Origin of the sequence: uncultured Microbacterium sp., assembly GCF_945952435.1 — a bacterium.
Taxonomy (GTDB): Bacteria; Actinomycetota; Actinomycetes; order Actinomycetales; family Microbacteriaceae; genus Microbacterium.
Genome location: NZ_CAMFHZ010000014.1, coordinates 39,106 through 62,540 on the forward strand (window position 1 = coordinate 39,106; position 23,435 = coordinate 62,540).

The window sequence follows — 23,435 nt, forward strand, 5'->3', positions numbered from 1 at the left end:
TCAGGGCACATCGCACTGACCGCAAGGACGATCACATGAACGCCACACCCTCCTCGTCGACCCGCAATCGTCGCAAGATCCTGGCCGTTCTCGCCGGCGGTCTCGTGCTCGGCGTCGGCGCAGCGATCACCCTGGCCGCCTGGAACGACTCCGAGTTCGCCACGGGCACGTTCACGGCCGGGTCGTTCAACATGCAGGGTTCGGGCGACGGCACCACCTACGCCGACCACGCGACGAGCCCCGGGCTCGGCCTGACCTTCTCCGCCAACTTCGGCAACCTGTCGCCGGGCGACGTGGTCTACGCGCCGTACTGGGTGCAGCTGACCGGCACGACCACGGCCAACGCCACGGTCACCCCGTCGCTGGACTCGTCGAGCGGCGCGAACGCGCCGAACATCTCGTACAAGGTCTACACCGTGGGCGCGGCGACGACCTGCGACGCGACCGGCGTGCAGAGCGGCACCGTGATCCTGACCGGCACGACTCTCTCGACCGGAACCGGGGCGACGACCTTCCCCCTCAGCAAGGGAACGGCCGGCAACCCGGGGACGCCGCAGAAACTGTGCTTTGTGGTGACCGCGGGCAGCCAGGCGGTGCTGCAGCAGGGCGCCACGGCGACTGCGGTCTGGAAGTTCACGGCCACCTCGAATTGAGCCCGTCGTGGACCCGTCCTCCTCGCGTCCCGGCGCGCGCTTGCCGACCCGACGGTCGCTGCGGGATCGGCCGAGGAGGCGGCACAGCCTCGCGTCCCGACGACTCAGGGCCGCGCTCGCGGGAGGCCTCGTGCTGGGCGTGGGCAGCGGGGTGACGCTGGCGAGCTGGAACGACGGCGAGTACGCGCGCGGCACGTTCACCGCGGGAAGCTTCGACATCCTGGGGCTCGCGGCGAGCACGGGGACGTTCACCAGTCATCCCGTGGGGGCGCCGGCGACCCTGACCTTCGCCCTCGCGGCGGACGCCTCCGCTCTGGCTCCGGGCAAGACGGTATACGCGCTGTTCAGCGTGAAGACCGCGAGCGGGTCGGTCGCCGGAACCGTCCGGCTGCAGGGTGCCACCTACGGTGCGGGGACTCTGGCCGACTACCTCACCTACGGCGTGAAGACCGTCTCGACGGCGCAGTGCGCGTCCGCGGCCGACTATGCCGCGGGGACCACGCTCATCGCCGACGGCACCGCGCTCAACGTGGGTGCCGCGGCGTCCCAGACCGTGCAGGCCAACGGCGCCAACCAGGTGAACTACTGCCTCGCCGTGAGCATGGGCAGCGGCGTCGGGAATGCGGCCCAGTCGCTCACCGTGAGCCCCGTGTGGCAGTTCGCCGGAACGTCCAGCTGAGACCGGTGCCCAGAGAGGAGTCCTCGTGGCCGAGACGATCGCCCCGATCCGCACCCGTCGTGCTCAGAGGGAGGCCGCCGAGCGGCGCCCGCCGCGCGAGCCTCTGTCGGAATCGGCGCACGCGCGGCGGAACCCCGGGGCCGGTGTGGTCGGCGAGGCCCTGCTGTGGGCGGCCGCGGTGGCGGGCGCGCTCTGCATCGTCCTGGTGATCCTCGCGCTCACGGCGCACATCACGCTCATCCTGTTCCGCACCGGATCGATGGCGCCGACGATCCCCGCGGGATCCGTCGCGATCGTGCAGCAGATCCCCGCCGACCGGGTGCACGTGGGCGACGTCGTCACCGTGGATCGTGCCGGACAGCTCCCGGTCACCCACCGCGTGCGCGCGGTGGCACCGGGAGAGGGCGGAGCGCAGCGCGTGCTGACGCTGCGCGGAGACGCGAACGCCCAGGACGACCTCGCGCCCTACACGGTGTCCCAGGTGCGCATCGTGCGCTTCGCGATCCCCGGCCTCGCTCCGGCGATCGTGGCCCTCGGGCATCCGTTGGTGCTCGGCGGGCTGACGCTCGGCGCCGCAGGGCTGGTCACCTGGTCGTTCTGGCCGCGGTCGGTCGCGCGCCGGCGGAGGAGGACGGATCCGTCGTCATGAGGCGCTGCGGGCGGGTCGTCGCGGTGGCACTGGCGGCCGCCGTCCTCTGGCTGCTCCCCGGGGCTCCGGCCCGCGCGAGCCAGAGCACCGAGGTGATCCAGGGACGCTACGTCCGCATCGTGTCGACGGCGGACTGGGCGGCCGCCTCCGCACTGGCCGGGGCGAGCGTGCGCTGGGAGCTGACCGTGAGCGCCGACGCCCCCGACCCCGGCCGGATCCGGCTGGGGATGAGCGGAACGGGCACGGTCGCGCTCGTGGCCGACGTCTCGCTGTGCACCTCCGCCACCGCGGACGGCGCGTGCACGAGCCCGACCGAGACCCTGCGCACCGACTGGGCGATCCCGAGGGACGGCGTGACCGTCCCTCTGGACGCCGTCCCGTCCGATCGCGTGGCCCATGTCCGGATCGACGTGCGGATGGAGGGCGCTGGCGCACCGGGAGCCTCGACACAGCTCCGCGTGCACGCGGACGGCCTCGGGGATCGGCTCGAGACGGGCCCCACGGATCCCACCGCTCTCGCGACGACGGGTGCAGCCCCGCCGGTCGTCGTGATCGTCGCAGCGGGCCTGTTGATCGCGGCGGGCACCGGCACGCTGCGGGCCTGGATCCGTCGCGGGCGCCGAGGTGAGGGCTCCCGATGAGGAACGGCTCCCGCATCGTCGCGCTCCTGGGAGCCCTGGCCCTGCTCGTGGGGCTGCAGGCCCCGGCCGTGCCGCGCACCGACGCGGCCTTCGGCGACGGCGAGTACGCGGCGGCGACCCTCACCGCCACCGCGGTGCCGGCGCCGCAGTCCCTCGCGCCCGGCTGCGTGCTGACGACCGGTCTCGCCGGAGCGAACCCGGAGGTCACGATCACCTGGCGCATCCCGGCGGGGGCGACGGGGTACAGCAGCGCCGACGCGGAGTACGGGTGGATCGTCGGCGGGATCCTGACGCCGATCACCGGTGCGCTCCTGGGCAGCATCCATACCACGGGCACGCCCTCGGCGTACACCACGGTGGTGTCCGCGGGGCTGCTCGGGGGAGTGCTGGGGGGCTCGGTGAAGTTCGGCATCCGTCTCAAGGGACCCGGCTCGTGGACGTCCGGGTGGATCGTCGCGACGGCCTCGGCGGGGGTCGCCGGCATCAATCCGACGTGCTCCATGAGCACCGCACCCAGTCCGTGACGCGGCCCTCTTCGGGCCGCGTGCGGAGGTGGTCAGTCGGCGAGGGCCAGCGCGCGGAACATGTCGCGCTCGCGGAGCGCGTCGCGGCGGCTCTCGACCGGCGTCGTCGCACGCGTCGGAGGGGTGCGCCCCGTGGTGCGCTGATAGAGCTCGTCGATGAGGCGCGTCGCGAGCCCCACGAGCGAGGCGATCTCGCGGTCGTCCCGGTCGATCCACACGCAGTGGGGCTCGTCGTGCACCGGCTCGAAGTCGAGGTGCTCCTCCCAGACGAAGAGCGTGCGCTCCGCGCCGAGAACGTGCTGCTGCCACCACACCTGGCGCAGGTAGGTCTTCGGGATCCCGCGCCAGGACTTGTTCGTCGTCTTGATCTCGGCGAGCGTGACCCGACCGTCCGCGTCCTGCATGATCCCGTCCGGCGTGGCGAGGTGGCGCGGCTCGATCTCGGCGCGGAACAGCGCGGACGACGGCAGGATGCCGTGGGTCGCGGCGACCCAGGCGGCGATCTCGGGCTCTCGGCGGCGTCCGTGATCGGTGTAGGCGTTGCCGGCGAACCGCGGACCGGCGCCGAGCTTGGCGTCCGCGGCACGGCGGATCGACGTCTCGCTCGTGAGTCCGGCGACATCGGTCGCGGTGATGCCGCGAGCCCTGGCGCGCAGCCAGGCGACCCGGTCGCGCGAGTCGGCGACGATGCGCGCTTCGAGTTCCGGGGTCACCTGTCGAGGCTACCTCCGACGACCGACGCGTCCGCCCTGGCACGCCGGGTTCGCTCGGCGGGCGCGACCCGGGCTGCGCCGAATCGGCCGGACCAGCCGATTTGGCGGGACCACGGGCATCCCGTAAGCTGGTGTCAACCGAAGACCGCCGGTCGTCGTCGTGCGCGTGAGCGCAGGACGATCGAAGCACTGCTGAGCAGGGGCCCGCGCAGGTGACACGAAAGATTCTCCTGGATTCTGCTCCGTGCGCTTGCGCCGGGGCATTTTTGTTTTTCGCAGAGCGTGCCGCGGACGAGGCCGATGCCCCACCGCCGTGGGGCATCCCGTACCCATCAAGGAGTGACCATGGCGCAGAAGGATGCATCGGTCGCCGAGCTCACGAAGAACTTCGAGAACTCGAACGCCGTCCTGCTGACCGAGTACCGCGGTCTGACGGTTGCCCAGCTCAAGCAGCTGCGCAACAGCATCCGTCAGGACGCGGACTACGCCGTGGTGAAGAACACGCTGACCAAGATCGCCGCGAACAACGCGGGGATCACGGCGCTCGACGACGACCTCAAGGGTCCGTCGGCCGTGGCGTTCGTGCACGGTGACTTCGTCGCCACTGCCAAGGCTCTGCGTGACTTCGCCAAGGCGAACCCGCTTCTCGTGATCAAGGGCGGCATCTTCGAGGGCAACGCCCTCAGTGCCGACGAGGTCAACAAGTACGCCTCCCTGGAGAGCCGTGAGGTTCTGCTGGCGAAGGCTGCGGGCATGATGAAGGCGACGATGGGCAAGGCCGCGGCCACCATCGACGCCCTCCGCGAGAAGCTGGAGACCGCCGCGGCTGCCTGAGCCCGGCACGGTCTTCACCCCACAAACCCCATCTATTAGGAGAAACATCATGGCGAAGCTCACCACTGAGGAGCTGCTCGACCAGTTCGCTGGTCTGACCCTTGTCGAGCTCAGCGAGTTCGTGAAGGCGTTCGAGGACAAGTTCGAGGTCACCGCTGCCGCTCCCGTCGCCGTCGCCGGCGCTGCGGGTGGCGCGGGTGCCGCCGAGGCCGAGGAGGAGAAGGACTCGTTCGACGTCATCCTCGAGGCCGCGGGCGACAAGAAGATCCAGGTCATCAAGACGGTCCGCGAGCTCACCTCGCTGGGCCTCGGCGAGGCCAAGGCCGTCGTCGACGGTGCCCCCAAGGCCGTCCTCGAGGGCGCCAACAAGGAGGCCGCCGAGAAGGCCAAGGCCGCTCTGGAGGAGGCCGGCGCGACGGTTACCCTCAAGTAATCGCGTTCCTGCAACGCTCTTCGCGAAGGCCCCGGGTTCTCCCGGGGCCTTCGTGCTGTCCGGGCGAGGCCGGGCGACGAGGGCGGCTCAACGTGCGGGATCCAGGCGCGGCGCCGCCGTCGACGCGCGGGCCACGAGGATCGCCGGGGCGACGACGTGCTCGGGCTCCGCATCCGGATCCTGGATGCGCGCGCGGAGCAGGCGAACGGCGACCGCCCCCTGCTCCTTCGGAGACTGCCGGATCGTGGTCAGGCTGAACATCGCGGCGTAGCGGTGGTCGTCGATCCCGATCACGCTGAGCTCGCTGGGAACCGCGATGCCGAGGCGCTGCGCCGCGAGCATCGCCCCGACCGCGGCCTCGTCGCACACCGCGGCGATCGCCGTCGGGCGCCGTCGGCGGTCGGCGAGCAGAGCGGCGGCCGTCGCGAACGCCTCGGGGATCGTGGAGGGGGTCGGAACGACCCTGATGCGCTGTCCCAGGCCGGCGGCCGTCATCGCCTGCACGTATCCGTCGAGGCGCTTGCGCTCGCCGTAGCTGAACCGGTCGGCGTCGGGCACGGCACCGAGGAAGGCGATCTCCTCGTGTCCGAGGTCGATGAGGTGCTCCGTCGCGACCCGGGCCGCCGCGACGTCGTCGATCGTGACCGTGTCCGCCCGGCCCGTGTAGGGACCGACCGAGACGAGGGGGAGACCCGTCCCCTCGAGGCGTTCGAGCTCGTGCGCGCCGGGTTGGAGGCACACCGCGATGATGCCGTCGAACCTCCGCCCCGCCAGCGCGTGGTTCAGCATCCGGGCGCGCTCTGTGCTCCCCTCCGCCGCGCCGTAGAGGCTGAGGTCGAGCCCGTCGTCGACGAGCGCGCGCTGGATCCCGTTGAGCAGCTCCGCGAAGTACCAGCGATCGACGGTCGGCATGATGACGCCGACCGTCGACGTGCGGCCGGTCGCCAGACTCGACGCACTCGAATGGGCGGAGTAGGCGAGTTCGCGGGCGGCGCGCTCCACGCGCTCCCTGGTCTCGGCGGAGACGTAGCCGTTGCCGCTGAGGGCGCGGCTCGCGGTCGACTTGGCGACACCCGCACGCAGCGCCACATCGATGATCCCTGTCACCGCTTCTCCTCACGACCACCTCACCTTAGCGATCGGCGGACGCATATGGAACCGGTTTCCTGAAAACGCTCCCACGATATATCCCGGAAACACATCCGGTTATGCAGTTGTGACCAGAACAACGTTGCGGCGGCCGTCTTCGGCTCGTTAGTGTCGCCTGGAAACGGTTCCTGGGAGGAGCCCCCAGCGCGGGGAAACCCGTCTTCGCGCGATTCAAAGGAGAAACGTATGGGAATGTCTCAGCGACGTCGTCTGGTGGTGCCGCTGGCTCTGCTCGCCGTCTCGGGCCTCGCCCTCGCCGGCTGCGCCGAGGGCGGCAGCTCGTCGGGGGACTCGTCCGGCAAGGGGGAGACCGTCAAGATCTCCGGCGGCATCACGGGATCCGAGGCCGACCTGCTGAACAAGTCCTTCGACCAGTTCACGAAGGACACGGGCATCAAGGTCGTCTACACGGGCGACAAGAGCTTCGAGGGCAACATCGTCACCAAGGTGCAGGGTGGCAGCGCCCCCGACATCGCGATCGTGCCGCAGCCGGGTCTGCTCAAGAGCCTCGTCGACACGGGCGACGTCAAGACCGCGCCCAGCGAGGTCGAGGCCAACGTCGACAAGAACTGGTCCAAGGACTGGAAGAAGTACGGCACGTTCGACGGCAAGTTCTACGCCGCTCCGATGCTCGCCAACGTCAAGGGCTACGTCTGGTACTCCCCGGCGAAGTTCAAGGAGCTCGGCGTCGAGGTCCCCAAGACCTGGGACGAGCTGCTCACGCTGACCAAGACGATCCAGGAGAAGACGGGGCAGGCGCCGTGGTGCGCGGGCTTCGCCTCCGGTGACGCGTCCGGCTGGCCGGGCACCGACTGGATCGAGGACCTCGTGCTGCGTCAGAGCGGCCCGGACGTCTACGACCAGTGGGTCGAGAACAAGGTGAAGTTCACCGACCCGCAGATCAAGGAGGCCTTCGACGCCGTCGGCCAGATCCTCCTCGACCCGAAGTACGTCAACGCCGGCTTCGGCGACGTGAAGAGCATCAACTCCACGGCGTTCGCCGATGTCGCGGCCAAGGTCGCAGACGGCTCCTGCGCGCTGACCCACCAGGCCTCCTTCCTCTCGTCGAACTTCCTCGACGTGAAGACGAAGGCGGGCGCGGCGCCGAAGGTCGCCCCTGACGGCGACGTCTACGCATTCGTGCTCCCGGGCATCAAGGAAGGCGAGAACGCGATCGAGGGCGGTGGCGAGTTCGTCGCTGGGTTCAGCGACAGCGCGGCGACCAAGAAGGTCCTCGAGTTCATGTCCTCCGCCGACTTCGCCAACGCACGCGTGAAGCTGGGCGGCGTCATCTCCGCGAACAAGAACGCGGACGCCTCGCTGGCGTCGAGCGAGTTCCTGCAGGACGCGATGAAGACGGTCCAGGACCCGAACACCACGCTCCGCTTCGACGCGAGCGACCTGATGCCGTCCACCGTCGGCTCGGGATCCTTCTGGAAGGGCATGGTCAGCTGGATCGACGGAAAGTCGACCGATCAGGTGCTGAGCGACATCCAGGCCGGTTACAAGAACTAGTCTGGCCACCACCCTGTGGTGCTGCGGGGCCTGTCCGCGTCATCCGCGGACGGCCCCGCAGTCGTCACCGGCCGATCCTGCCAGCGTTCACCGTCGAACCCGGAAGGGGCTCCACCATGTCGCAGTCCACAGCGACCGAGACCGCGAGATCCGATCGCACGATCGAGTCACCGCGCTCCGGACGCACCACCGCTTCCCGATCGGTCACGATCGGCGCCTACATCGTCGGCGCCGTGGTGATCGTCGGGGTCTTCATCGCTCTCATCGCCGGCGGCCCGGCGGAGAGCCCGAAGCCGACCTCACTCGGCTTCTCGCTGAACTCGTTCTTCATCTGGCTGGGCGGCCTGAACCCGCTTCTGCAGATCCCGCTCGTGCTGATCGTCTTCGGCATCGTCGCCGGCGTGCTGCTGGTGCTCATCGAGTACGCGCCCCGGCACGGCAAGGGCTACTTCTGGCTGCGCCTCGTGGCCTGCTTCGCCATCCCGGTGCTGGCGTTCATGCTGCTGCGTCCGTATCAGAACGCGGTCGTCTACGTCATGATCATCGCCCTGGTCGCGGGAGGGCTGCTGTTCTTCGCCGACTACCGCGCGCGCGAGGGCTCCGGCTACCTGTTCCAGCTCACGCTGTTCATGGCGCCGGCCGTTCTGCTGCTGTTCATCGGCCTCATCTACCCGGCCGTGAGCACCGTGATCCAGTCGTTCTTCGACAAGACCGGGAAGGACTTCGTCGCCTTCGAGAACTACCAGTGGGTGTTCACGAACCCGGAGGGCTTCTGGTCGGTCATCAACACGCTGATCTGGGCGTTGATCGCACCGATCGTCTCGACGATCTTCGGCCTCGCCTACGCCGTGTTCATCGACAGGGCGCGCGGCGAGAAGATCCTCAAGGTCTTCGTGTTCATGCCGGTCGCGATCTCGTTCGTCGGCGCCGGCATCATCTGGAAGTTCATCTACGACTACCGCCAGGGCGACCAGATCGGCCTGCTCAACGCGATCGTCACGATGTTCGGGGCGAAGCCGATCGGTTGGCTCGACACGACGCCGCTGGTCAACACGATCTGCCTGCTCGTCGTGTTCATCTGGACGCAGACCGGCTTCGCGATGGTGATCCTGTCGGCGGCGATCAAGGCCGTGCCGACCGAGCAGCTCGAGGCGGCCGCGCTCGACGGCGCGAACGCCTGGGATCGGTTCCGCAACGTCACGGTCCCCGGGATCCGCTCCTCCCTCATCGTCGTGCTGACGACCATCACGATCGCCTCGCTCAAGGTCTACGACATCGTCGCCGTCATGACCGGAGGCCGTGCGAACAGCACGGTGCTGGGCTTCGAGATGGTGAACCAGCAGCAGCGGTTCCAGAGCTACGGGCACTCCTCGGCGCTCGCCGTCGTGCTGTTCCTGTTCGTGCTGCCGCTGATCGTCTACAACGCCCGGCAGATGGCCAAGCAGAGGGAGATCCGCTGATGAGCGCCACACAGGCCGTCGTCACCGACAACCGCACCAAGCGCCAGGTGGCGCGGGACACCCGCCGCAACGAGGCGACCGCGCAGAAGCGGCTCACGTCGAAGGGCGCCACGATCGCGGCGGTCGTCATCGCGATCTTCTGGACGATCCCGACCTTCGGGCTGTTCGTCACCTCGTTCCGTCCCGGTGCCGATTCCAACAGCACCGGGTGGTGGACGGTGTTCGTGAACCCCTCGTTCACGCTCAGCAACTACGCGGACGCGCTCAGTTCCGGAGGCACGGCGCTGACGCTGGGTGCGTCGTTCATCAACTCGCTCGCCATCACGATCCCGGCCACGGTGATCCCGATCTTCATCGCGTCCCTGGCCGCCTACGGCTTCGCGTGGATGAACTTCAAGGGGCGCAACCTCGTGTTCGTGTTCGTGTTCGCCCTGCAGATCGTGCCGATCCAGATGGCTCTCGTGCCCCTGCTGTCGCTGTTTTCGCGCGGGCTCACGCTGTTCGGCACGCAGATCTTCCCCGGCTTCACCCTGCGCGACGTGGATCACAGCTTCGCGACGGTCTGGATCGCGCACGCGATCTTCGCGATGCCTCTCGCGATCTTCATGCTGCACAACTTCATCGCCGAGATCCCCGGCGAGGTCGTCGAGGCGGCGCGGGTCGACGGGGCAGGGCACGGGCAGATCTTCTTCCGCATCATCCTGCCGCTCGCGATGCCCGCGATCGCGTCGTTCGGGATCTTCCAGTTCCTCTGGGTCTGGAACGATCTGCTCGTGGCGACGATCTTCGCCCCGGACACCTCGTTGCCGCTGACGCAGACGTTGAACTCGCTGTCGGGGTCGTGGGGCGACAAGTGGTTCCTGCAGTCCGCGGGAACGTTCATCTCGATCATCGTCCCGCTCGTCGTGTTCTTCGCCTTGCAGCGCTTCTTCGTCCGCGGCCTGCTGGCCGGAGCGACGAAGGGCTGACCCGTCGGCGTCCGAGGGCGGGCCCGCTCACGGGTTCTCCCTCGGACGTCACGGCAGAATGGCGGGATGACCCGTCGCACCGCTCTCCTGCTCGGCCTCGTGTTCGTGGCGATCGCGGCGGGAACCGGCGCCATCATCGCGGTGCATCCGGGATGGATCGCCGGACTCGACGAGGCATGGAACCTCGAGATGGGGGAGTGGCGCTCTTGGCCGCCGCTCGTCGGCGGCGCACTCGGCATGAACTTCCTCGGCGGGGGGTGGGTGGCGACCTTCGTCACCCCGCTCGTCGTCGCCGCGCTCGGCGCGATGCGGCGAGGGTGGCGCGGCGGGGCGTTCGTGCTGATCGCCTTCGTCGTCAGCGCCGGGGCGGTGCAGATCGTGAAGAACGCCCTGGGGCGCGCACGACCCCAGGATCTGCTCATCGCCTCCGACTTCGGATCCTTCCCGTCCGGACACACGGCGAACGCCGCGACCCTCGGGGTCGTGCTGTGGTTCCTGTTCCCGTCGATCGGCGTGGCCGTCGGCGGGTTCGTGTGGACGGTGGCGATGGGCTTCTCCCGGACCGTGCTCAGCGTGCACTGGTTCAGCGACACGGTCGGCGGCGCGCTGCTGGGCGCGGGCATGGCGCTGCTGACCGCCGCCGTTCTCTGGAGCTGGGCGCGCGGCGGCGCCGGCCGCGCCGACCGCGCGCACGCCCCCTCCGGGGACGCGGTGTCGCCTCCGCCCCGCTCGCTAGGCTGAGGGCATCCACCCGCCCGCGATCGAGGGGGTCCCGTGTCCCGCATCCGCCCGTTCCGTCCTGAGGACATTCCCGGCCTGTACGACGTGTGCCTGCGCACCGCCGACGTCGGCAAGGACGCGACGGGGATGCTCGAGGACGACCGCCTGTGGGGCGATCTGTTCGCGGTGCCGTACGCCGAGCGCCACCCTGACCTGTGCTGGGTCGTCGAGTCCGACGATGGGCGGGTGATCGGCTATGTCGTCGCCACGGACGACACCAATGCGTTCTCGACCTGGTTCCGCGACACCTGGTGGCCGTCCCGAAAGGGCCTCTACCGAGGATCCGGGTCCGCGGAGCCCACCGCTCAGGACCGTTTCCTCGCCTACGGCGAGCGCGTCGCTCCGAGCGAGGACGCGATCCCGCGGGACTACCCCGCCCATCTGCACATCGACCTGCTGCCGGAGACCCAGGGTCAGGGCCTCGGACGCCGGCTCATCGAGACGCTGCTCGCCGAGCTCGGCCGACGGGGCGTTCCCGCTCTGCACCTCGCCATGAACGCCGACAACGCCCCGGCCGGAGCGTTCTACGAGCGACTAGGCTTCCAGGAGCTCGCGAGCGGCGACGGCAGCACGACGTACGGGATCGCCACGCCGGCGGGCCGGTCGCGCTGACGGATCGGCGGCGTGGGGGCCGACGGCATCGGCGAACGACGTGCCCGGAGAACGACATGCCCGGGGAAGGACGAAGCGCCGCACCCGTGATCGGGGCGGCGCTTCGCTGGTGGCGGTGACGGCGGGATTCGAACCCGCGGTTGCTTGCACAACACACGCTTTCCAAGCGTGCTCCTTCGGCCGCTCGGACACGTCACCAGGAGGACAACCGGACCAGTCTAACGGATCCGAAGAGGGCATCAGGACACCGCATCCGTCGAGGCTCCTCCTCCGCGCCGACACCGTGCCAGGATGAGAGCGAGTCAAGGAGGTGCGCGTGCCTGGGGAAGAGTCGCATCCGTCCCGCCGTCGCTGGGCCCTTCAGATGCAGCAGCCGCTGCCCGCCGCGACGGTCGTCGACCGGATCGCGTTCCTGCTCGCCACGGCCTCCGCCGTCTGGCTCGCCGTCATCATCGCGATCCAGGGATTCCGGTACCCCTGGTCGGTGCTGCTGTTCATCCCCGTGTGGGCGATCATGGCGTATCTCGTCCTGCCGCGCCTGCACCGGATGCTCAGCGACCTGTACGTTCCGGACTACTTCTTCGGACGCACGCGCACGGCCGACGGGCTGCTCGGCGATCCCGTGAATCTGGGGGTCGACGGTTCCGCCGCGCAGCTCGACGCGGTGATGACCGGTGCGGGCTGGCATCGCGCCGACGAGATCACGGCCGCATCGACCTGGGGCATCATCGTCTCGACCCTCACGCGGCGCAGTTATCCGACCGCTCCCGTCTCGCCGCTCATGCTGTTCGGGCGACGCCACGACGTGGCCTACCAGCAGGAGGTCGCGGGCAATCCGAAGCAGCGTCATCACGTGCGCTTCTGGCACTGTCCGCCCGGATGGCTGCTGCCCGGAGGCGCGAAGACCGACTGGCTCGGTGCCGCGACCTACGACACCGACGTGGGGCTGAGCCTGTTCACCCTGCAGGTGACCCACCGCATCGACGAGAACACCGACGTTGAGCGGGACTTCGTCGTGCGCAGCGCGCGCGACGCCGATCCGGCGGTGCGGGTACGCGAGCTGCACGATTTCACCACCGGCTATCACTCGCGCAACGGCGGGGGCGATCGCTTCATCACCGACGGAGATCTGCCGATCATCGACGTCTCGGACGTCCCGGTCGAGCAGGAGGCGGAGCCGACCGCCCCGGCCGACGTCGAGGGTCACGGGGAGTCGCTGCGCACGACAGCGGATCGCTCGCTGCATCGCGCACCCCTCGCCACGGTCTTCGGTGTCGCCGTCGTGGTGCTCGGAGGACTCCTCGACCTCGCCGCCCTGTTCTTCGGTGCCGCGACCGATCCGGAGATCCGGAGGATCGTCGCGGACGGGGCGGCGGAGGTGCGGATCTCGCTGTTCCTGCTGCTCGCGTTCGCGACCGCGGTCTCCGCGGCGCAGCTCGTGATGGCCTGGTTCGTCCTGCGTCGCGGACGGCGATCACGGGCCCTCCTCATGGTGCTGCTCGCGATCGGGATCGTCTCCACCGCGATCGACTATCTCGACGGGCAAGCCGTGCTCGGGTTCAACGGCACGCTCCTCTCGGCGTCCCTGCAGTGCCTTGCTCTGTTGGCACTGTCGAGCGACGCGGCGGGGGCGTGGGCGCGGCGCAGGTCGCGGCCGGAGAAGGATGCCGCTCGCGCGGCGGGCTCCGCCACGGGGACGGCACGCTCCGAGGACGGGACGGACGGTTAGGATCTTCGGATGCCCACCCCGAAGATCGTGCTGTTCTACGCCTTCGCGCCGCTCCCCGATCCGGAGGCGATCCGCCTCTGGCAGCGCGACCTGTGCGCGTCCTTGAACCTGCGCGGCCGGATCCTGATCTCCGCGGACGGGATCAACGGGACCCTCGGCGGCGATCTCCCCGCGCTCAAGACGTGGCTGCGCTCCTTCCGCTCCTACGCGCCGTTCGCGGACGCCGACGTGAAATGGAGCGAGGGGACGGCCGTGGACGCGGAGGGCTTCAGCGCCGACTTCCCGAAGCTCAGCGTGAAGGTGCGCGCGGAGATCGTGTCCTTCGGCGCCCCGGACGAACTGCGCGTCGACGAGCACGGCGTGATCGGCGGCGGCACCCGCCTGTCCCCGGATGCGCTGCACGCCCTCGTCGCGGAGAAGGGCGAGGACGTCGTCTTCTTCGACGGTCGCAACGCCCTCGAGGCGGCGATCGGACGCTTCGCCGGAGCCGTGGTCCCGCCGGTGGAGACCACCCGTGAGTTCGTGGGCCTGCTCGACTCGGGGGCGTACGACGACCTCAAGGGGCGGCCCGTCGTCACCTACTGCACCGGCGGGATCCGGTGCGAGGTGCTGTCGAGCCTGATGCGTGCGCGCGGCTTCGGCGAGGTGTACCAGCTCGACGGCGGCATCGTCCGGTACGGGCAGCAGTTCGGCGACGACGGTCTCTGGGAGGGCTCGCTCTACGTGTTCGACGGTCGCGGTTCCGTGGACTTCTCGGATCACGCCGCCGTCGTCGGCGTGTGCGCGGGGTGCGGCACGCCCACCCGCCGCACCGCGAACTGCCCCGATCCGTCGTGCCGTCACCAGGACGTCGTCTGCGCGGCGTGCGTCGCGGTGCGCTGCGTGGAGCACGCCGTCCCCGCCTGACGCCCGAGAGCCCGGAGCCGAGGGGCACGACAGGGCGAACCGCGCAGGTGAACAGTGCGGAACATCCCTCTCCGGGATGACGCGCCGCGGCTCCTCGCGCCGTAGCGTGAGAGCGATCCGCACACCCGGGAGCGCCGATGGACCTGTTGAACGCCTGGCTGCTGCATGCCGCCGGGCAGCTCTGGCTCTTCCCCGTGCTGCTCGTCTTCTTCTTCGTCGACGGATTCGCGACGATCCTGCCGAGCGAGACGGCGCTCGTCGCGCTCGCGGCGCTCTCGCTGCACGGCGGGCAGCCGAACCTCGTCGCGCTCGGTCTCACGGCGCTCGTCGGCGCGATCGCCGGGGACAACATGGCCTACCTGCTGGGGCGCACGATCGGGACCGAGCGCTGGGCGTGGATGCGGCGGCCGCGCGTGCAGCGCTCGTTCGCGTGGGCGCGGTATGAGCTGGACCGACGCGGGGCCACGCTCATCTTCACGGCCCGGTACATCCCGTGGGGCAGGGTGGCCGTCAACTACATGGCAGGGCAGACGGGCTACCCGCACCGGCGGTTCCTCCTCTACGACGCGCTGGCCTGCCTCACCTGGGTCGGCTACGCGATCGCGATCGGCGTGCTTGCGGGGCAGTGGGTGCACGACAATCCGCTGCTCGGCGTCGGCATCGCCGTCGTCTTCGCCGTGCTCCTCGGGTTCGGGATTGATCACGTGCTGCGCTGGTGGCACCGTCGGCGGGGCGACGAGGAGCCCGCACGTCCGGGGTCGGATCCGGATACGGCGCCAGGCGGTCCGACGCGCGTCACGCGGTCGACGCGGGAGCGAGCCGCGCCCCCGCCAGGGACCGCGGCATGAGGATCGCGGCGATCCGATCGCGGCGGGCGGATCCGCGGCGCAGCTCCCTGTCGACGGTGTCCAGCGCGCGGCGCAGATCCTCGGTGCGCGTGCCCGCCGTGCGCGGGTCCGGCGTGCGCGGATCCGGCGTGGGGACGCCCGTGCGCGACGGATCCGGGCTCCCGACACCCGGACGGGCGTAGCTCGCACGCTCGACGGCGTGCACGAGCGCCGCGACGGCCTCGCGGTCGACGCCCCGGTCGCGGACCAGGCGCTCGCCGCGCGCCCGCGGGGACTCCGCCGCGGAGGCCGGCAGGCCCAGATCCTGCAGCGTCGCGCGCAGCTCGTCCCAGGCGGCCAGAGCGTCGCCACGCGCCGCCCTGCGCCGCCGTCGCGCGGAGAGGAGGCGTCGGAGCGCCGCCGGAACGAGCAGCAGCGCGACGACGCCCAGCGCCACCCCGGCCACCGGTGCGGCGTTCCACGGCCGGGTCGACGGCCCCTGAGCGGCACCGGCGTCCGGGACGTCCGGGCGGTTGGGGTCCCGCGCGGCCTGGCTCGTCGTGGGCTGCGGAGTCACGCCCGCCGTCGGGGTCGTGTCTCCGGATCCGCCGGCCGCCACGTCGGCGAACGCGGTGGGCGTGCCGCGCGTCGCCGTGGGCTCGAACGGCACCCAGCCGATCCCGGAGAAGTAGACCTCGGGCCACGAGTGCAGTTCGTCGGTGCCGACCTCGAAGACGACCCTGCCATCCGTGGACCGCCGATCCGTCGCCGTGCCGGGCAGGTAGCCGACGACGATGCGCGTCGGCATGCCGAGCGAGCGCGCCATGAGGGCGAAGGCACCGGCGAAGTGCACGCAGTAGCCCTCCCGCACGCTGAGGAACCGGGCCACGGCCTGCACGTTCGTCCCGTCGAAGCCGTCCTCGACGGGCGTCAAGAGCGAGTAGCGGAACCCGGCGCGGAACCACGTCTGCAGCGCGATCAGCTTGTCGTAGTCGGTGTCGGCGCCGCCCGCGACCGTGGCCGCATCCTGCGCGACGACCGCGGGCAGGTCCTTCGGGAGCGCGCGCAGGGCGGCGGGGGCGTCCGAGCCGCTCGCGGTCGAGGAGCGGATCTGCGCCAGGGTCGGGGCGAGCGCGGTGCTGTCGACGGTGTAGTTCTGCTCGGCGGCGTCGCCGTTCGCGGCGACGACCGTGCGGTTGTCGGCCGCGGCGTCCCAGGTCCCGTCGACGCCCCGCACCGACGTCGCCTGATAGGGCACGGGGAGCCACGGCCCGGACACGGCGGCGGAGCGGATCGTCGTACGGGTGCTGCGGGTGGCGACGCCGTCCGGCGGGCGGACAGGGCCGAGGCCCTGGCCGAGGGGCAGCGCGGGCGGTTTGTCGGGCTGCCAGGTGCTCCCGTCGAAGCTCGACAGGGTCGCGATGCGCAGATACGGCGCCACGCCGTCCTCGGAGATGAGCGTGAGCGCCGTGACGGGGGAGGGGCGGCGCAGATCGCGACCGAGGTCGAGCGTCGCGCTCAGGCGGGTGGATCCTCCGCCTGCCGAGATGCCGGAGGCGGACAGCGGCAGCAGCGGCGAGATCACGAGGGCCGCGACCACCGCGACCGCACCCACGACGAGCGTCGTGACGGGGCGGCTGCGCGGCACCGTGCGCTCGTCGACGCGATGCGCTTCGCCTCCGCCGGGGCGAGCGAAGCGGACGTGCAGGAAGAGCAGGATGACGACCGCCAATGCCACGAAGGCGACGGGGTTCGCTGCATCGTGCACGACGGCCGTCGGCACGGCGGACACGCCGGCGACGATCACGGCCGCGACGAGGGAGGCGCGCAGGGTCACGAGGACGAGGTCGAGCACGAGCGCGAGCAATCCGGTCGCGAGCGCGGCCGACACCGCGATCGCCGGGGTAGCGGCGAGCGGGGCGACGCCGCCCCGGATCTCCGCGACCGCGGCCGAGAGCATCCCGTCGACGAGGGACAGCGCCTCCGGCCTCGGCAGCAGACCGCCTTCTCCGACCTGACGCTGGGCGAAGAGGACGAGCGCGACGGCGCCGACGACGAACTGCGCGATCGGAACGGCGGGAATCGCCAGCCAGCCCCCGCGGCCGCGCAGCATCGCCCGGACGACGAGCCCGGCGAGGATCACCGCGCTCGCCGTGGTGAACGCGCCGGTACTCCACGAGCCGGGCTCGACCACGCTGCTCAGGGGCCAGACCGCGACGAGCACGCCGAGTCCGCAGAGCAGCGCGGCCGCGACAGGTCCGGACGACGTGCGCCGCGCGCGCTCCGGCCCGGCGAAAGGGCTCTGCTCAGCGGTCGGCATACCCGGCGCCCTCCGAACCGGCCGACGTCGCGGCGGATCCCGGTTCCTCGGGGGCGGCCGTCGCCCAGGACTCGGCGGGGTCGTCGCCGAGCGCGGCCGTGCGCCAGCCGCGCTCGGCCGCGGCCGCCAGCGATGCGGGGCTGGTCGCCGTGGCCAGCAGGATCGGCGTGCCCGCGCCGCCGTGCGGCAGTGCGGCGGCGTCCCCGGCGTCCAGCATCCCCGTGATCATGACGAGCGGCCCGACCGTGTGGCCCTCGCCCGCCGCGGGAAGCCCCGCGTCGCGCTCGCCGAGGCGCGGCGAGATCCCGGCGAGCGTGACGAGCAGCCCCTCGCGCTCGTCCTCCGCGCCGCGCAGCCGGCCGAGGAGCACTCCGGTCGCATCGACGACGTCGACGGCGAAGCCCTGGTCCACCAGGTGCAGTGCCACGGAGGCGCACGCGGTGACGGCGCGGTCGAAGCCGCCGTCCTCGTCCGGGGCCGCCGGGGATCCGCCGTCCCGCGCGGATCCGGACGCTCCCGAGGATGCGGCGCGGCTCGGCCAGCGGGTGCCCGCGCGATCGAGGACGACGAGCGCGTCGGGGCTGGACTCCTGCTCCTCCTGCCGCACCATGAGGTCGCCGCGATGCGCGGTCGCGCGCCAGTGGATCCGTCGCATCGAGTCGCCGGGCACGTAGCGCCGCGGCGCGAGGTTATCCGCGCCCTGTCCGAGGCGGTGCGAGGAGGTCTGCGCGGTGCCCCCGGCCCTCCCCGTCCGATCCGCGAGCCGGGGAAGGGGCAGCACGGGGGGAACGATCGTGATCGGGGTCGGATCCCCGAGCTCGTCGATGCGCCGGTACAGGCCGAAGGGGTCGGAGGTGACCAGCCGGAGCGGTCCGAGCGCCGCGAGACCGCGGCGGGCCCCCTCGATCGGGTACGTCATGCTCATCGCGACCCCGCCCGGAACGGATTCGACGGTGTCCGGAGGGAAACGACCCGCGGGATCCCCGTGCACCGCGCGCGGGAGCACGTCGTGCCAGCGTCCGACCGGGGCGCCGAGGTTCGTGCGCAGCTCCAGCCGCACGCGGACCGTGGTGTCCTCGCCGACGGTGAGGAGGTCGGCGGCCACCGAGCGGCCGACCGTCGCCGACCGGGTGGCGGCGAAGACCACGATCGCTGATCCCACCAGCATCGCGAACAGCAGCACCGCCGCGAACAGCAGCACGGGCACGGCGAACACGTTGGCGGCGATCGCGAGCAGGATCCCCGTGACCAGCGTCGCGGCGCCGCGGGCGGTCATCCGCCGTCCCGGCGCCCCGACGTCGTCCGCGCGGCTCATCTCACACTCACCGCGCGGAGCCGACCGGAACCGGCGTCCGCCGCACGATCCCCTCCAGAGCCGCCTCGATCGGGCGGGCGCCGGTGCGATGCAGCCCGCGCGCGGGGATCAGGCGGTGCGCGAACACGGCAGGCAGCAGCGAGGTGAGGTCGTCGGGGACGACGTAGTCGCGTCCGTCGAGGGCCGCCTGCACCTTGGCGGCGCGCACGAGCTGCAGCGTCGCCCGCGGGCTCGCGCCGAGGTGCAGGTTCGGATCGGTCCTGGTCGCCTGCGCGAGCGCCACGGCGTACTCCTCCAGCACCGGCGCGACGTGCACGGACCGCGCCCAGGAGATGAGGCCGCGCACGTCCGCGGCATCGAGCACGGGACGGATCGCGTCGAGCGGGTTCGCCACGTCGCGCTGGCGGAGCATGAGGGTCTCTGCCGCGGCGTCCGGGTAGCCCATCGAGATCCGCATCATGAAGCGATCTCGCTGGGCCTCGGGCAGCGCGTACGTACCCTCCATCTCGAGCGGGTTCTGCGTCGCGACGACGAGGAACGGGTCCGGCAGCGCGCGGGAGTTCCCGTCGACCGTCACCTGCCCCTCCTCCATCGCCTCCAGGAGCGCCGACTGGGTCTTGGGGGAGGAGCGGTTGATCTCGTCCGCGATCACGATGTGCGCGAAGACCGCGCCCGGCTTGAACTCGAACTCCTGCGCGACCGGGTTGTAGACGCTCACGCCCGTCACGTCGCCGGGCAGGAGGTCGGGCGTGAACTGGATCCTCCGCACGGTCGCGTCGATGCTCGCGGCGAGGGCGCGCGCCAGCATGGTCTTGCCGACGCCGGGGACGTCCTCGACGAGCAGATGGCCCTGGGCGAGCAGGCAGACGAGCGCCGAGCGGATCGCGGCGTCCTTGCCGTCGATGACCTCGGTGATGGAGGCGAGGATCGCACCGGTGCGACGCGTGAACTCGGCGGCGCCGATCGTCTCGCCGGCGGTCTGTGCGGTGTCGGTGGCGTGCATGCGTCCCTCTCCCCGGGCGCGGCATCGCGCCTTGCGTCTCGATCGTAACGCGAAGGCGGGATCGGAGGGCCGGCCCTCTCGTGACCCCCCGTCCGCCGCGGAGGTGTGCGGGGCGGCGTTCGGTCGGGTCGCCGCGACCGGGTAGACTGATCCTCGGCTCTCCGCGTGACGGCATCCAGGCCAACTCCCCCAGGGCGGAAACGCAGCAAGGGTAACCAGGCTCTGTCGGGTGCGCGGAGGGTCTTTTCTCTTCTCCGACCGCGGCACGGACCTGCGTCACACTTCACGGAGACGCCTGTCGGCGCGGAGGGATCCGCATTACGCTGATGCACGCGGCACGCAGAGGTGCCGAGCTACCCGATCACCCTCAGCCACCGGAGGATGCACCGTGCCCGACACCCCTGCCGCCCTGCCCGACCTGCGTCGCGCCGCGGCCGTGCTGTTCGATCTCGACGGCGTGCTCACTCCCACCGCCGAGGTGCACATGCGTGCGTGGAAGAGCGTGTTCGACGACCTCTTCACGCTGTGGGACATCACCCCCGCGTACACCGACGAGGACTACTTCGCCTACGTCGACGGGAAGAAGCGCTACGACGGGGTCGCGAGCCTGCTGCGCAGCCGCAACGTCGAGATCCCCTGGGGCAGCGTCGCCGACGACCCGGAGTCGGACACCATCTGCGGCATCGGGAACCGCAAGAACGTCGCGTTCAGCGAGGCGCTGCGCCGGGACGGCATCGCGCCGTATCCGGGATCCCTCGCGCTGCTCGAGGAGCTGCGGGAGGCGGACGTGCCGATGGCCGTCGTCTCCAGTTCGAAGAACGCCGAGGAGGTGCTCACCTCTGCCGGGATCCGCGACTTCTTCCCCGTCGTCGTCGACGGCGTGGTGGCCGAGCGCGAGCACCTCGCCTCCAAGCCGGCGCCGGACGTCTTCCGGGTCGGTGCCGAGCGGATCGGCGTCGACCCCGCCGACGCCGTCGCCGTCGAGGATGCGACGAGCGGCGTCGCCTCCGCGGCGGCCGCCGGCTACGGCACCGTCGTCGGCGTCGACCGCGGAGCCGGATCCGAGGCTTTGCGCGCGCACGGTGCGACGGTCGTCGTCGACGATCTCGCCCGCTTCCTGTCCTGACCCCATTCCTGCAACGGAGAGCACTGCATGATCGATCGCGACCTCTTCCCCGTCGACCCCTGGCGTCTTGTCGAGACGCGCTACCCGCTCGCGGATCCGGGGGTCTCCGAGACGCTGTTCGGCGTCGGGAACGGCTATCTCGGGCTGCGCGGCAACCACATCGAGGGTCGCGTCGCCCGTGAGCAGGGCACGTTCATCAACGGACTCCACGAGACGTGGAAGATCCGCCACGCCGAGCAGGCCTACGGCTTCGCCGAGGTCGGGCAGACGATCGTGAACGCGCCCGATGCGAAGGTCATGCGCGTCTACGTCGACGACGAGCCCCTGAGCTTCGACGAGGCGGACGTGCGGGAGTACCGCCGCTCGCTGGACTTCCGCACCGGAGTGCTCGAGCGCGACGTGCTGTGGGAGACCCCCTCGGGCAAGAGGGTGCGGATCCGCGACGAGCGCATCGTGTCGTTCGAGGAGAGGCATCTCGCCGTGCTGCGCCTGGAGGTGACGGTCGAGAACGCCGACGCGCCGGTCACGATCTCGTGTCAGCTCATCAACCGTCAGGACGGCGAGGACGTCTACGGCGGCACGCCCGTGATGGACCCGCGATCGCCGGAGGCGAAGGCCGGATTCGATCCCCGCCGCGCGGAGCGTTTCGGGGAGCGGGTGCTGCAGCCGGCCGGTCACTGGCAGGACGGCGAGCGCACCGCCCTGTCCTACCGGGTCGCGAACTCGGGCATGACGCTCGCCGTGGTCGCCGACCACATCGTCGACACGGCCAACGAGTACACCGCGCGGCGTCTGATCGAGCCCGACATCGCCAAGAACGTGTTCCGCGTGCAGGCCAAGGCGGGCGTGCCCACGCGGGTGACCAAGGTGGTCAGCTACCACACCTCGCGGGGCGTGCCCCCGCACGAGCTCATCGACCGGTGCCGGCGCACGCTCGACCGCGCCCGCGTCGAAGGCATCGAGGCGCAGTTCGCGAAGCAGGCGGCGTGGCTGGGCGCGTTCTGGGAGCGCAGCGACGTGCGCATCGCCGGGCACGACGACCTGCAGCAGGCGACCCGCTGGTGCCTGTTCCAGCTCGCGCAGGCCTCGGCGCGCGCCGACGGCGCAGGGGTGTCGGCCAAGGGCGTCTCCGGATCCGGGTACGGCGGCCACTACTTCTGGGACACCGAGGTGTACGTCCTGCCGTTCCTCACCTACACCTCGCCGCAGTTCGCGCGCAACGCGCTGCGGGCGAGGGTGCGGATGCTGCCGGCGGCACGCCGTCGCGCGGAGCAGCTCAACGAGGGGGGAGCCCTGTTCCCCTGGCGCACGATCAACGGCGAGGAGGCCAGCGCGTACTACGCCGCCGGCACCGCGCAGTACCACATCAACGCCGACGTGAGCTTCGCGCTCGGCAAGTACGTACGGGCGACCGGCGACGACGACTTCCTCTACCGGGAGGGCGTGGACATCGCGGTGGAGACGGCGCGCATGTGGGCGACGCTCGGCTTCTGGCGCACGGGCGGCGACGTCGAGACGTTCCACATCCACGGCGTCACCGGTCCGGACGAGTACACGACCGTCGTCAACGACAACCTCTTCACGAACGTCATGGCGCGCTACAACCTCCGTTTCGCGGCGCGCGTGGTGCGCGAGATGGCCCACGATGCGCCGGCGGCCTACGCGGCGGCCGTCGAGCGGCTGCACATCGATCCGTCCGAGGTGCGCACGTGGGAGCGCGCGGCCGACGCCATGCACATCCCGTTCAGCCCGGCGCTCGGCATCCACCCGCAGGACTCGCTGTTCCTCGAGCGCGAGGTGTGGGATCTGCCGAACACCCCTCCCGAGCAACGTCCACTGCTGCTCCACTTCCACCCCCTGGTGATCTACCGGTTCCAGGTGCTCAAGCAGGCCGACGTCGTGCTCGCCCTGTTCCTGCAGGGCAACCACTTCACGGAGGCGGAGAAGCTGGCCGACTTCGAGTACTACGACCCGCTGACCACGGGCGACTCGACGCTGTCGGCCGTGGTGCAGTCGATCCTCGCCGCCGAGGTCGGCTACCAGGACCTCGCCCACGAGTACTTCGACCACGCGCTCTTCGTCGACCTCGGCGATCTGCACCGCAATGCATCGGACGGCGTGCACGTGGCGTCGGCGGGCGGCGTGTGGACGGCGCTCGTCAGCGGCTTCGGCGGGATGCGCGACCACGACGGGGAGCTGAGCTTCGACCCGCGGCTGCCCGCGGACTGGCCAGAGCTGTCGTACCCGCTGAAGTGGAGGGGATCGCAGCTGCAGGTGACGCTCACCGCGCGCGAACTGCACATCGAGGTCACGGCCGGCGATCCGGTCGAGTTCTGGGTGCGCGGCGAAGCCTGGACCGCGGGGGTCGGCGAGGACGCCTTCGTGCCCCTCGCGCACCAGGGACCCGTGATCACCGGGCGCCCGGAGTTCGGCTCCCAGTCGCGACGCGAGGACGGCACGATCCTGTCGCCGACCGTTCCGACGACCTCGGCGATCCCGATCGTCGGCGCTGCGGGGGAGTAGCGTCCCTGCGGTGCCTCCGCCCGCTTCTCCCTCCCGGATCCGCGACCGTGACGCGCGCGCGGATCCGGGGGCGGGA

General features: G+C 71.0%; 22 protein-coding genes, 1 tRNA gene and 1 other RNA gene. 18 read left to right on the top strand and 6 right to left on the bottom strand.

What is annotated here, in order from left to right:
• Positions 1–35 precede the first annotated feature (35 nt).
• The 5 genes from Q0P88_RS09040 to Q0P88_RS09060 are packed head-to-tail and all read left to right on the top strand — an operon-like array spanning position 36 to position 3,146.
• A complete protein-coding gene (locus Q0P88_RS09040) occupies positions 36–653 on the top strand; it encodes a SipW-dependent-type signal peptide-containing protein (protein ID WP_295013301.1) in 618 nt (205 codons plus the stop codon).
• Positions 654–660: 7 nt separating this feature from the next.
• Positions 661–1,332 (top strand): SipW-dependent-type signal peptide-containing protein, encoded by a 672-nt coding sequence (locus Q0P88_RS09045; RefSeq protein ID WP_295013303.1) that lies wholly within the window; start codon positions 661–663, stop codon positions 1,330–1,332.
• Positions 1,333–1,357: 25 nt separating this feature from the next.
• Complete coding sequence (locus tag Q0P88_RS09050; protein WP_295013305.1) at positions 1,358–1,981, top strand: signal peptidase I; 624 nt, start codon at positions 1,358–1,360, stop codon at positions 1,979–1,981.
• Entirely contained in the window at positions 1,978–2,622 is a 645-nt protein-coding gene (locus Q0P88_RS09055) for a hypothetical protein (protein WP_295013307.1), read from the top strand. The genes Q0P88_RS09050 and Q0P88_RS09055 overlap by 4 nt, the downstream gene beginning before the upstream one ends.
• A complete protein-coding gene (locus Q0P88_RS09060; protein ID WP_295013309.1) occupies positions 2,619–3,146 on the top strand; it encodes a hypothetical protein in 528 nt (175 codons plus the stop codon). Before Q0P88_RS09055 ends, Q0P88_RS09060 begins: the two co-directional genes overlap by 4 nt.
• Before the next feature lie 32 nt (positions 3,147–3,178).
• Here the strand turns inward: Q0P88_RS09060 and Q0P88_RS09065 are convergent, their stop codons facing one another.
• Positions 3,179–3,859: a YqaJ viral recombinase family protein gene (locus tag Q0P88_RS09065; RefSeq protein WP_295013310.1), complete on the bottom strand. Its 681-nt coding sequence runs from the start codon at positions 3,857–3,859 to the stop codon at positions 3,179–3,181.
• 345 nt (positions 3,860–4,204) lie between these two features.
• On the opposite strand from Q0P88_RS09065, the gene rplJ reads away from it, so the two are divergent.
• Together rplJ and rplL are read left to right on the top strand one after the other, a co-directional pair.
• Positions 4,205–4,693 carry a 50S ribosomal protein L10 gene (gene rplJ, locus Q0P88_RS09070; protein WP_295013312.1) on the top strand — a complete coding sequence of 163 codons (489 nt, stop codon included), beginning with the start codon at positions 4,205–4,207 and terminating at the stop codon, positions 4,691–4,693.
• A 49-nt stretch (positions 4,694–4,742) separates the two neighbouring features.
• A complete protein-coding gene (gene rplL / locus Q0P88_RS09075; RefSeq protein ID WP_295013315.1) occupies positions 4,743–5,126 on the top strand; it encodes a 50S ribosomal protein L7/L12 in 384 nt (127 codons plus the stop codon).
• 87 nt (positions 5,127–5,213) lie between these two features.
• On the opposite strand, the gene Q0P88_RS09080 is transcribed toward rplL, so the two are convergent.
• Positions 5,214–6,233 (bottom strand): LacI family DNA-binding transcriptional regulator, encoded by a 1,020-nt coding sequence (locus tag Q0P88_RS09080; RefSeq protein WP_295013317.1) that lies wholly within the window; start codon positions 6,231–6,233, stop codon positions 5,214–5,216.
• A gap of 228 nt (positions 6,234–6,461) precedes the next feature.
• Here Q0P88_RS09080 and Q0P88_RS09085 point away from each other — a divergent pair, with 228 nt between their 5' ends.
• The 5 genes from Q0P88_RS09085 (at position 6,462) to Q0P88_RS09105 (ending at position 11,610) form a co-directional block, all read left to right on the top strand.
• Complete coding sequence (locus Q0P88_RS09085; protein ID WP_295013319.1) at positions 6,462–7,790, top strand: ABC transporter substrate-binding protein; 1,329 nt, start codon at positions 6,462–6,464, stop codon at positions 7,788–7,790.
• 116 nt (positions 7,791–7,906) lie between these two features.
• Positions 7,907–9,250 (top strand): carbohydrate ABC transporter permease, encoded by a 1,344-nt coding sequence (locus Q0P88_RS09090; RefSeq protein WP_295013321.1) that lies wholly within the window; start codon positions 7,907–7,909, stop codon positions 9,248–9,250.
• Entirely contained in the window at positions 9,250–10,218 is a 969-nt protein-coding gene (locus tag Q0P88_RS09095; RefSeq protein WP_295013323.1) for a carbohydrate ABC transporter permease, read from the top strand. Before Q0P88_RS09090 ends, Q0P88_RS09095 begins: the two co-directional genes overlap by 1 nt.
• A gap of 66 nt (positions 10,219–10,284) precedes the next feature.
• On the top strand, positions 10,285–10,959 hold the full coding sequence (locus Q0P88_RS09100; RefSeq protein ID WP_295013325.1) for a phosphatase PAP2 family protein: 675 nt from the start codon (positions 10,285–10,287) through the stop codon (positions 10,957–10,959).
• Between the two features lie 33 nt (positions 10,960–10,992).
• Positions 10,993–11,610, top strand: a complete 618-nt coding sequence (locus Q0P88_RS09105) for a GNAT family N-acetyltransferase (RefSeq protein ID WP_295013326.1) — start codon at positions 10,993–10,995, stop codon at positions 11,608–11,610.
• A gap of 110 nt (positions 11,611–11,720) precedes the next feature.
• Here Q0P88_RS09105 and Q0P88_RS09110 read toward each other — a convergent pair.
• A tRNA-Ser gene (locus Q0P88_RS09110) sits at positions 11,721–11,808 on the bottom strand.
• A gap of 118 nt (positions 11,809–11,926) precedes the next feature.
• On the opposite strand from Q0P88_RS09110, the gene Q0P88_RS09115 reads away from it, so the two are divergent.
• The 3 genes from Q0P88_RS09115 to Q0P88_RS09125 all read left to right on the top strand — a co-directional run bounded on the left by Q0P88_RS09115 (position 11,927) and on the right by Q0P88_RS09125 (position 15,093).
• Positions 11,927–13,339 carry an LssY C-terminal domain-containing protein gene (locus Q0P88_RS09115; protein ID WP_295013328.1) on the top strand — a complete coding sequence of 471 codons (1,413 nt, stop codon included), beginning with the start codon at positions 11,927–11,929 and terminating at the stop codon, positions 13,337–13,339.
• Positions 13,340–13,348: 9 nt separating this feature from the next.
• Positions 13,349–14,245 carry a rhodanese-related sulfurtransferase gene (locus tag Q0P88_RS09120; protein ID WP_295013330.1) on the top strand — a complete coding sequence of 299 codons (897 nt, stop codon included), beginning with the start codon at positions 13,349–13,351 and terminating at the stop codon, positions 14,243–14,245.
• Positions 14,246–14,382: 137 nt separating this feature from the next.
• A complete protein-coding gene (locus Q0P88_RS09125) occupies positions 14,383–15,093 on the top strand; it encodes a DedA family protein (protein WP_295013332.1) in 711 nt (236 codons plus the stop codon).
• Here the strand turns inward: Q0P88_RS09125 and Q0P88_RS09130 are convergent.
• The 3 genes from Q0P88_RS09130 to Q0P88_RS09140 are packed head-to-tail and all read right to left on the bottom strand — an operon-like array spanning position 15,041 to position 19,710.
• Positions 15,041–17,392, bottom strand: a complete 2,352-nt coding sequence (locus Q0P88_RS09130; protein WP_295013334.1) for a DUF3488 and transglutaminase-like domain-containing protein — start codon at positions 17,390–17,392, stop codon at positions 15,041–15,043. The genes Q0P88_RS09125 and Q0P88_RS09130 overlap by 53 nt on opposite strands.
• Positions 17,379–18,707, bottom strand: coding sequence for a DUF58 domain-containing protein (locus tag Q0P88_RS09135; protein ID WP_295013336.1), 1,329 nt, complete (start codon positions 18,705–18,707; stop codon positions 17,379–17,381). Before Q0P88_RS09135 ends, Q0P88_RS09130 begins: the two co-directional genes overlap by 14 nt.
• 7 nt (positions 18,708–18,714) lie before the next feature.
• Positions 18,715–19,710 (bottom strand): MoxR family ATPase, encoded by a 996-nt coding sequence (locus Q0P88_RS09140; RefSeq protein ID WP_295013338.1) that lies wholly within the window; start codon positions 19,708–19,710, stop codon positions 18,715–18,717.
• Between the two features lie 152 nt (positions 19,711–19,862).
• On the opposite strand from Q0P88_RS09140, the gene ffs reads away from it, so the two are divergent.
• The 3 genes from ffs (at position 19,863) to Q0P88_RS09155 (ending at position 23,359) form a co-directional block, all read left to right on the top strand.
• An RNA gene (gene ffs, locus Q0P88_RS09145) (signal recognition particle sRNA small type) lies at positions 19,863–19,959 on the top strand.
• Between the two features lie 139 nt (positions 19,960–20,098).
• On the top strand, positions 20,099–20,836 hold the full coding sequence (locus Q0P88_RS09150) for an HAD family phosphatase (RefSeq protein WP_295013340.1): 738 nt from the start codon (positions 20,099–20,101) through the stop codon (positions 20,834–20,836).
• Between the two features lie 27 nt (positions 20,837–20,863).
• Positions 20,864–23,359, top strand: a complete 2,496-nt coding sequence (locus Q0P88_RS09155) for a glycoside hydrolase family 65 protein (RefSeq protein WP_295013342.1) — start codon at positions 20,864–20,866, stop codon at positions 23,357–23,359.
• Positions 23,360–23,435 lie beyond the last annotated feature (76 nt).

Bases quoted from the DNA above. Each gene is read 5' to 3' on its own strand.
- Q0P88_RS09040 (WP_295013301.1), top strand. From the start codon at position 36: ATGAACGCCACACCCTCCTCGTCGACCCGCAATCGTCGCAAGATCCTG.
- Q0P88_RS09155 (WP_295013342.1), top strand. From the start codon at position 20,864: ATGATCGATCGCGACCTCTTCCCCGTCGACCCCTGGCGTCTTGTCGAG.
- rplJ (WP_295013312.1), top strand. From the start codon at position 4,205: ATGGCGCAGAAGGATGCATCGGTCGCCGAGCTCACGAAGAACTTCGAG.
- Q0P88_RS09060 (WP_295013309.1), top strand. From the start codon at position 2,619: ATGAGGAACGGCTCCCGCATCGTCGCGCTCCTGGGAGCCCTGGCCCTG.
- Q0P88_RS09085 (WP_295013319.1), top strand. From the start codon at position 6,462: ATGGGAATGTCTCAGCGACGTCGTCTGGTGGTGCCGCTGGCTCTGCTC.
- Q0P88_RS09125 (WP_295013332.1), top strand. From the start codon at position 14,383: ATGGACCTGTTGAACGCCTGGCTGCTGCATGCCGCCGGGCAGCTCTGG.
- Q0P88_RS09090 (WP_295013321.1), top strand. From the start codon at position 7,907: ATGTCGCAGTCCACAGCGACCGAGACCGCGAGATCCGATCGCACGATC.
- Q0P88_RS09135 (WP_295013336.1), bottom strand. From the start codon at position 18,707: ATGAGCCGCGCGGACGACGTCGGGGCGCCGGGACGGCGGATGACCGCC.
- Q0P88_RS09055 (WP_295013307.1), top strand. From the start codon at position 1,978: ATGAGGCGCTGCGGGCGGGTCGTCGCGGTGGCACTGGCGGCCGCCGTC.
- Q0P88_RS09130 (WP_295013334.1), bottom strand. From the start codon at position 17,392: ATGCCGACCGCTGAGCAGAGCCCTTTCGCCGGGCCGGAGCGCGCGCGG.
- Q0P88_RS09100 (WP_295013325.1), top strand. From the start codon at position 10,285: ATGACCCGTCGCACCGCTCTCCTGCTCGGCCTCGTGTTCGTGGCGATC.
- Q0P88_RS09140 (WP_295013338.1), bottom strand. From the start codon at position 19,710: ATGCACGCCACCGACACCGCACAGACCGCCGGCGAGACGATCGGCGCC.
- Q0P88_RS09120 (WP_295013330.1), top strand. From the start codon at position 13,349: ATGCCCACCCCGAAGATCGTGCTGTTCTACGCCTTCGCGCCGCTCCCC.
- rplL (WP_295013315.1), top strand. From the start codon at position 4,743: ATGGCGAAGCTCACCACTGAGGAGCTGCTCGACCAGTTCGCTGGTCTG.
- Q0P88_RS09095 (WP_295013323.1), top strand. From the start codon at position 9,250: ATGAGCGCCACACAGGCCGTCGTCACCGACAACCGCACCAAGCGCCAG.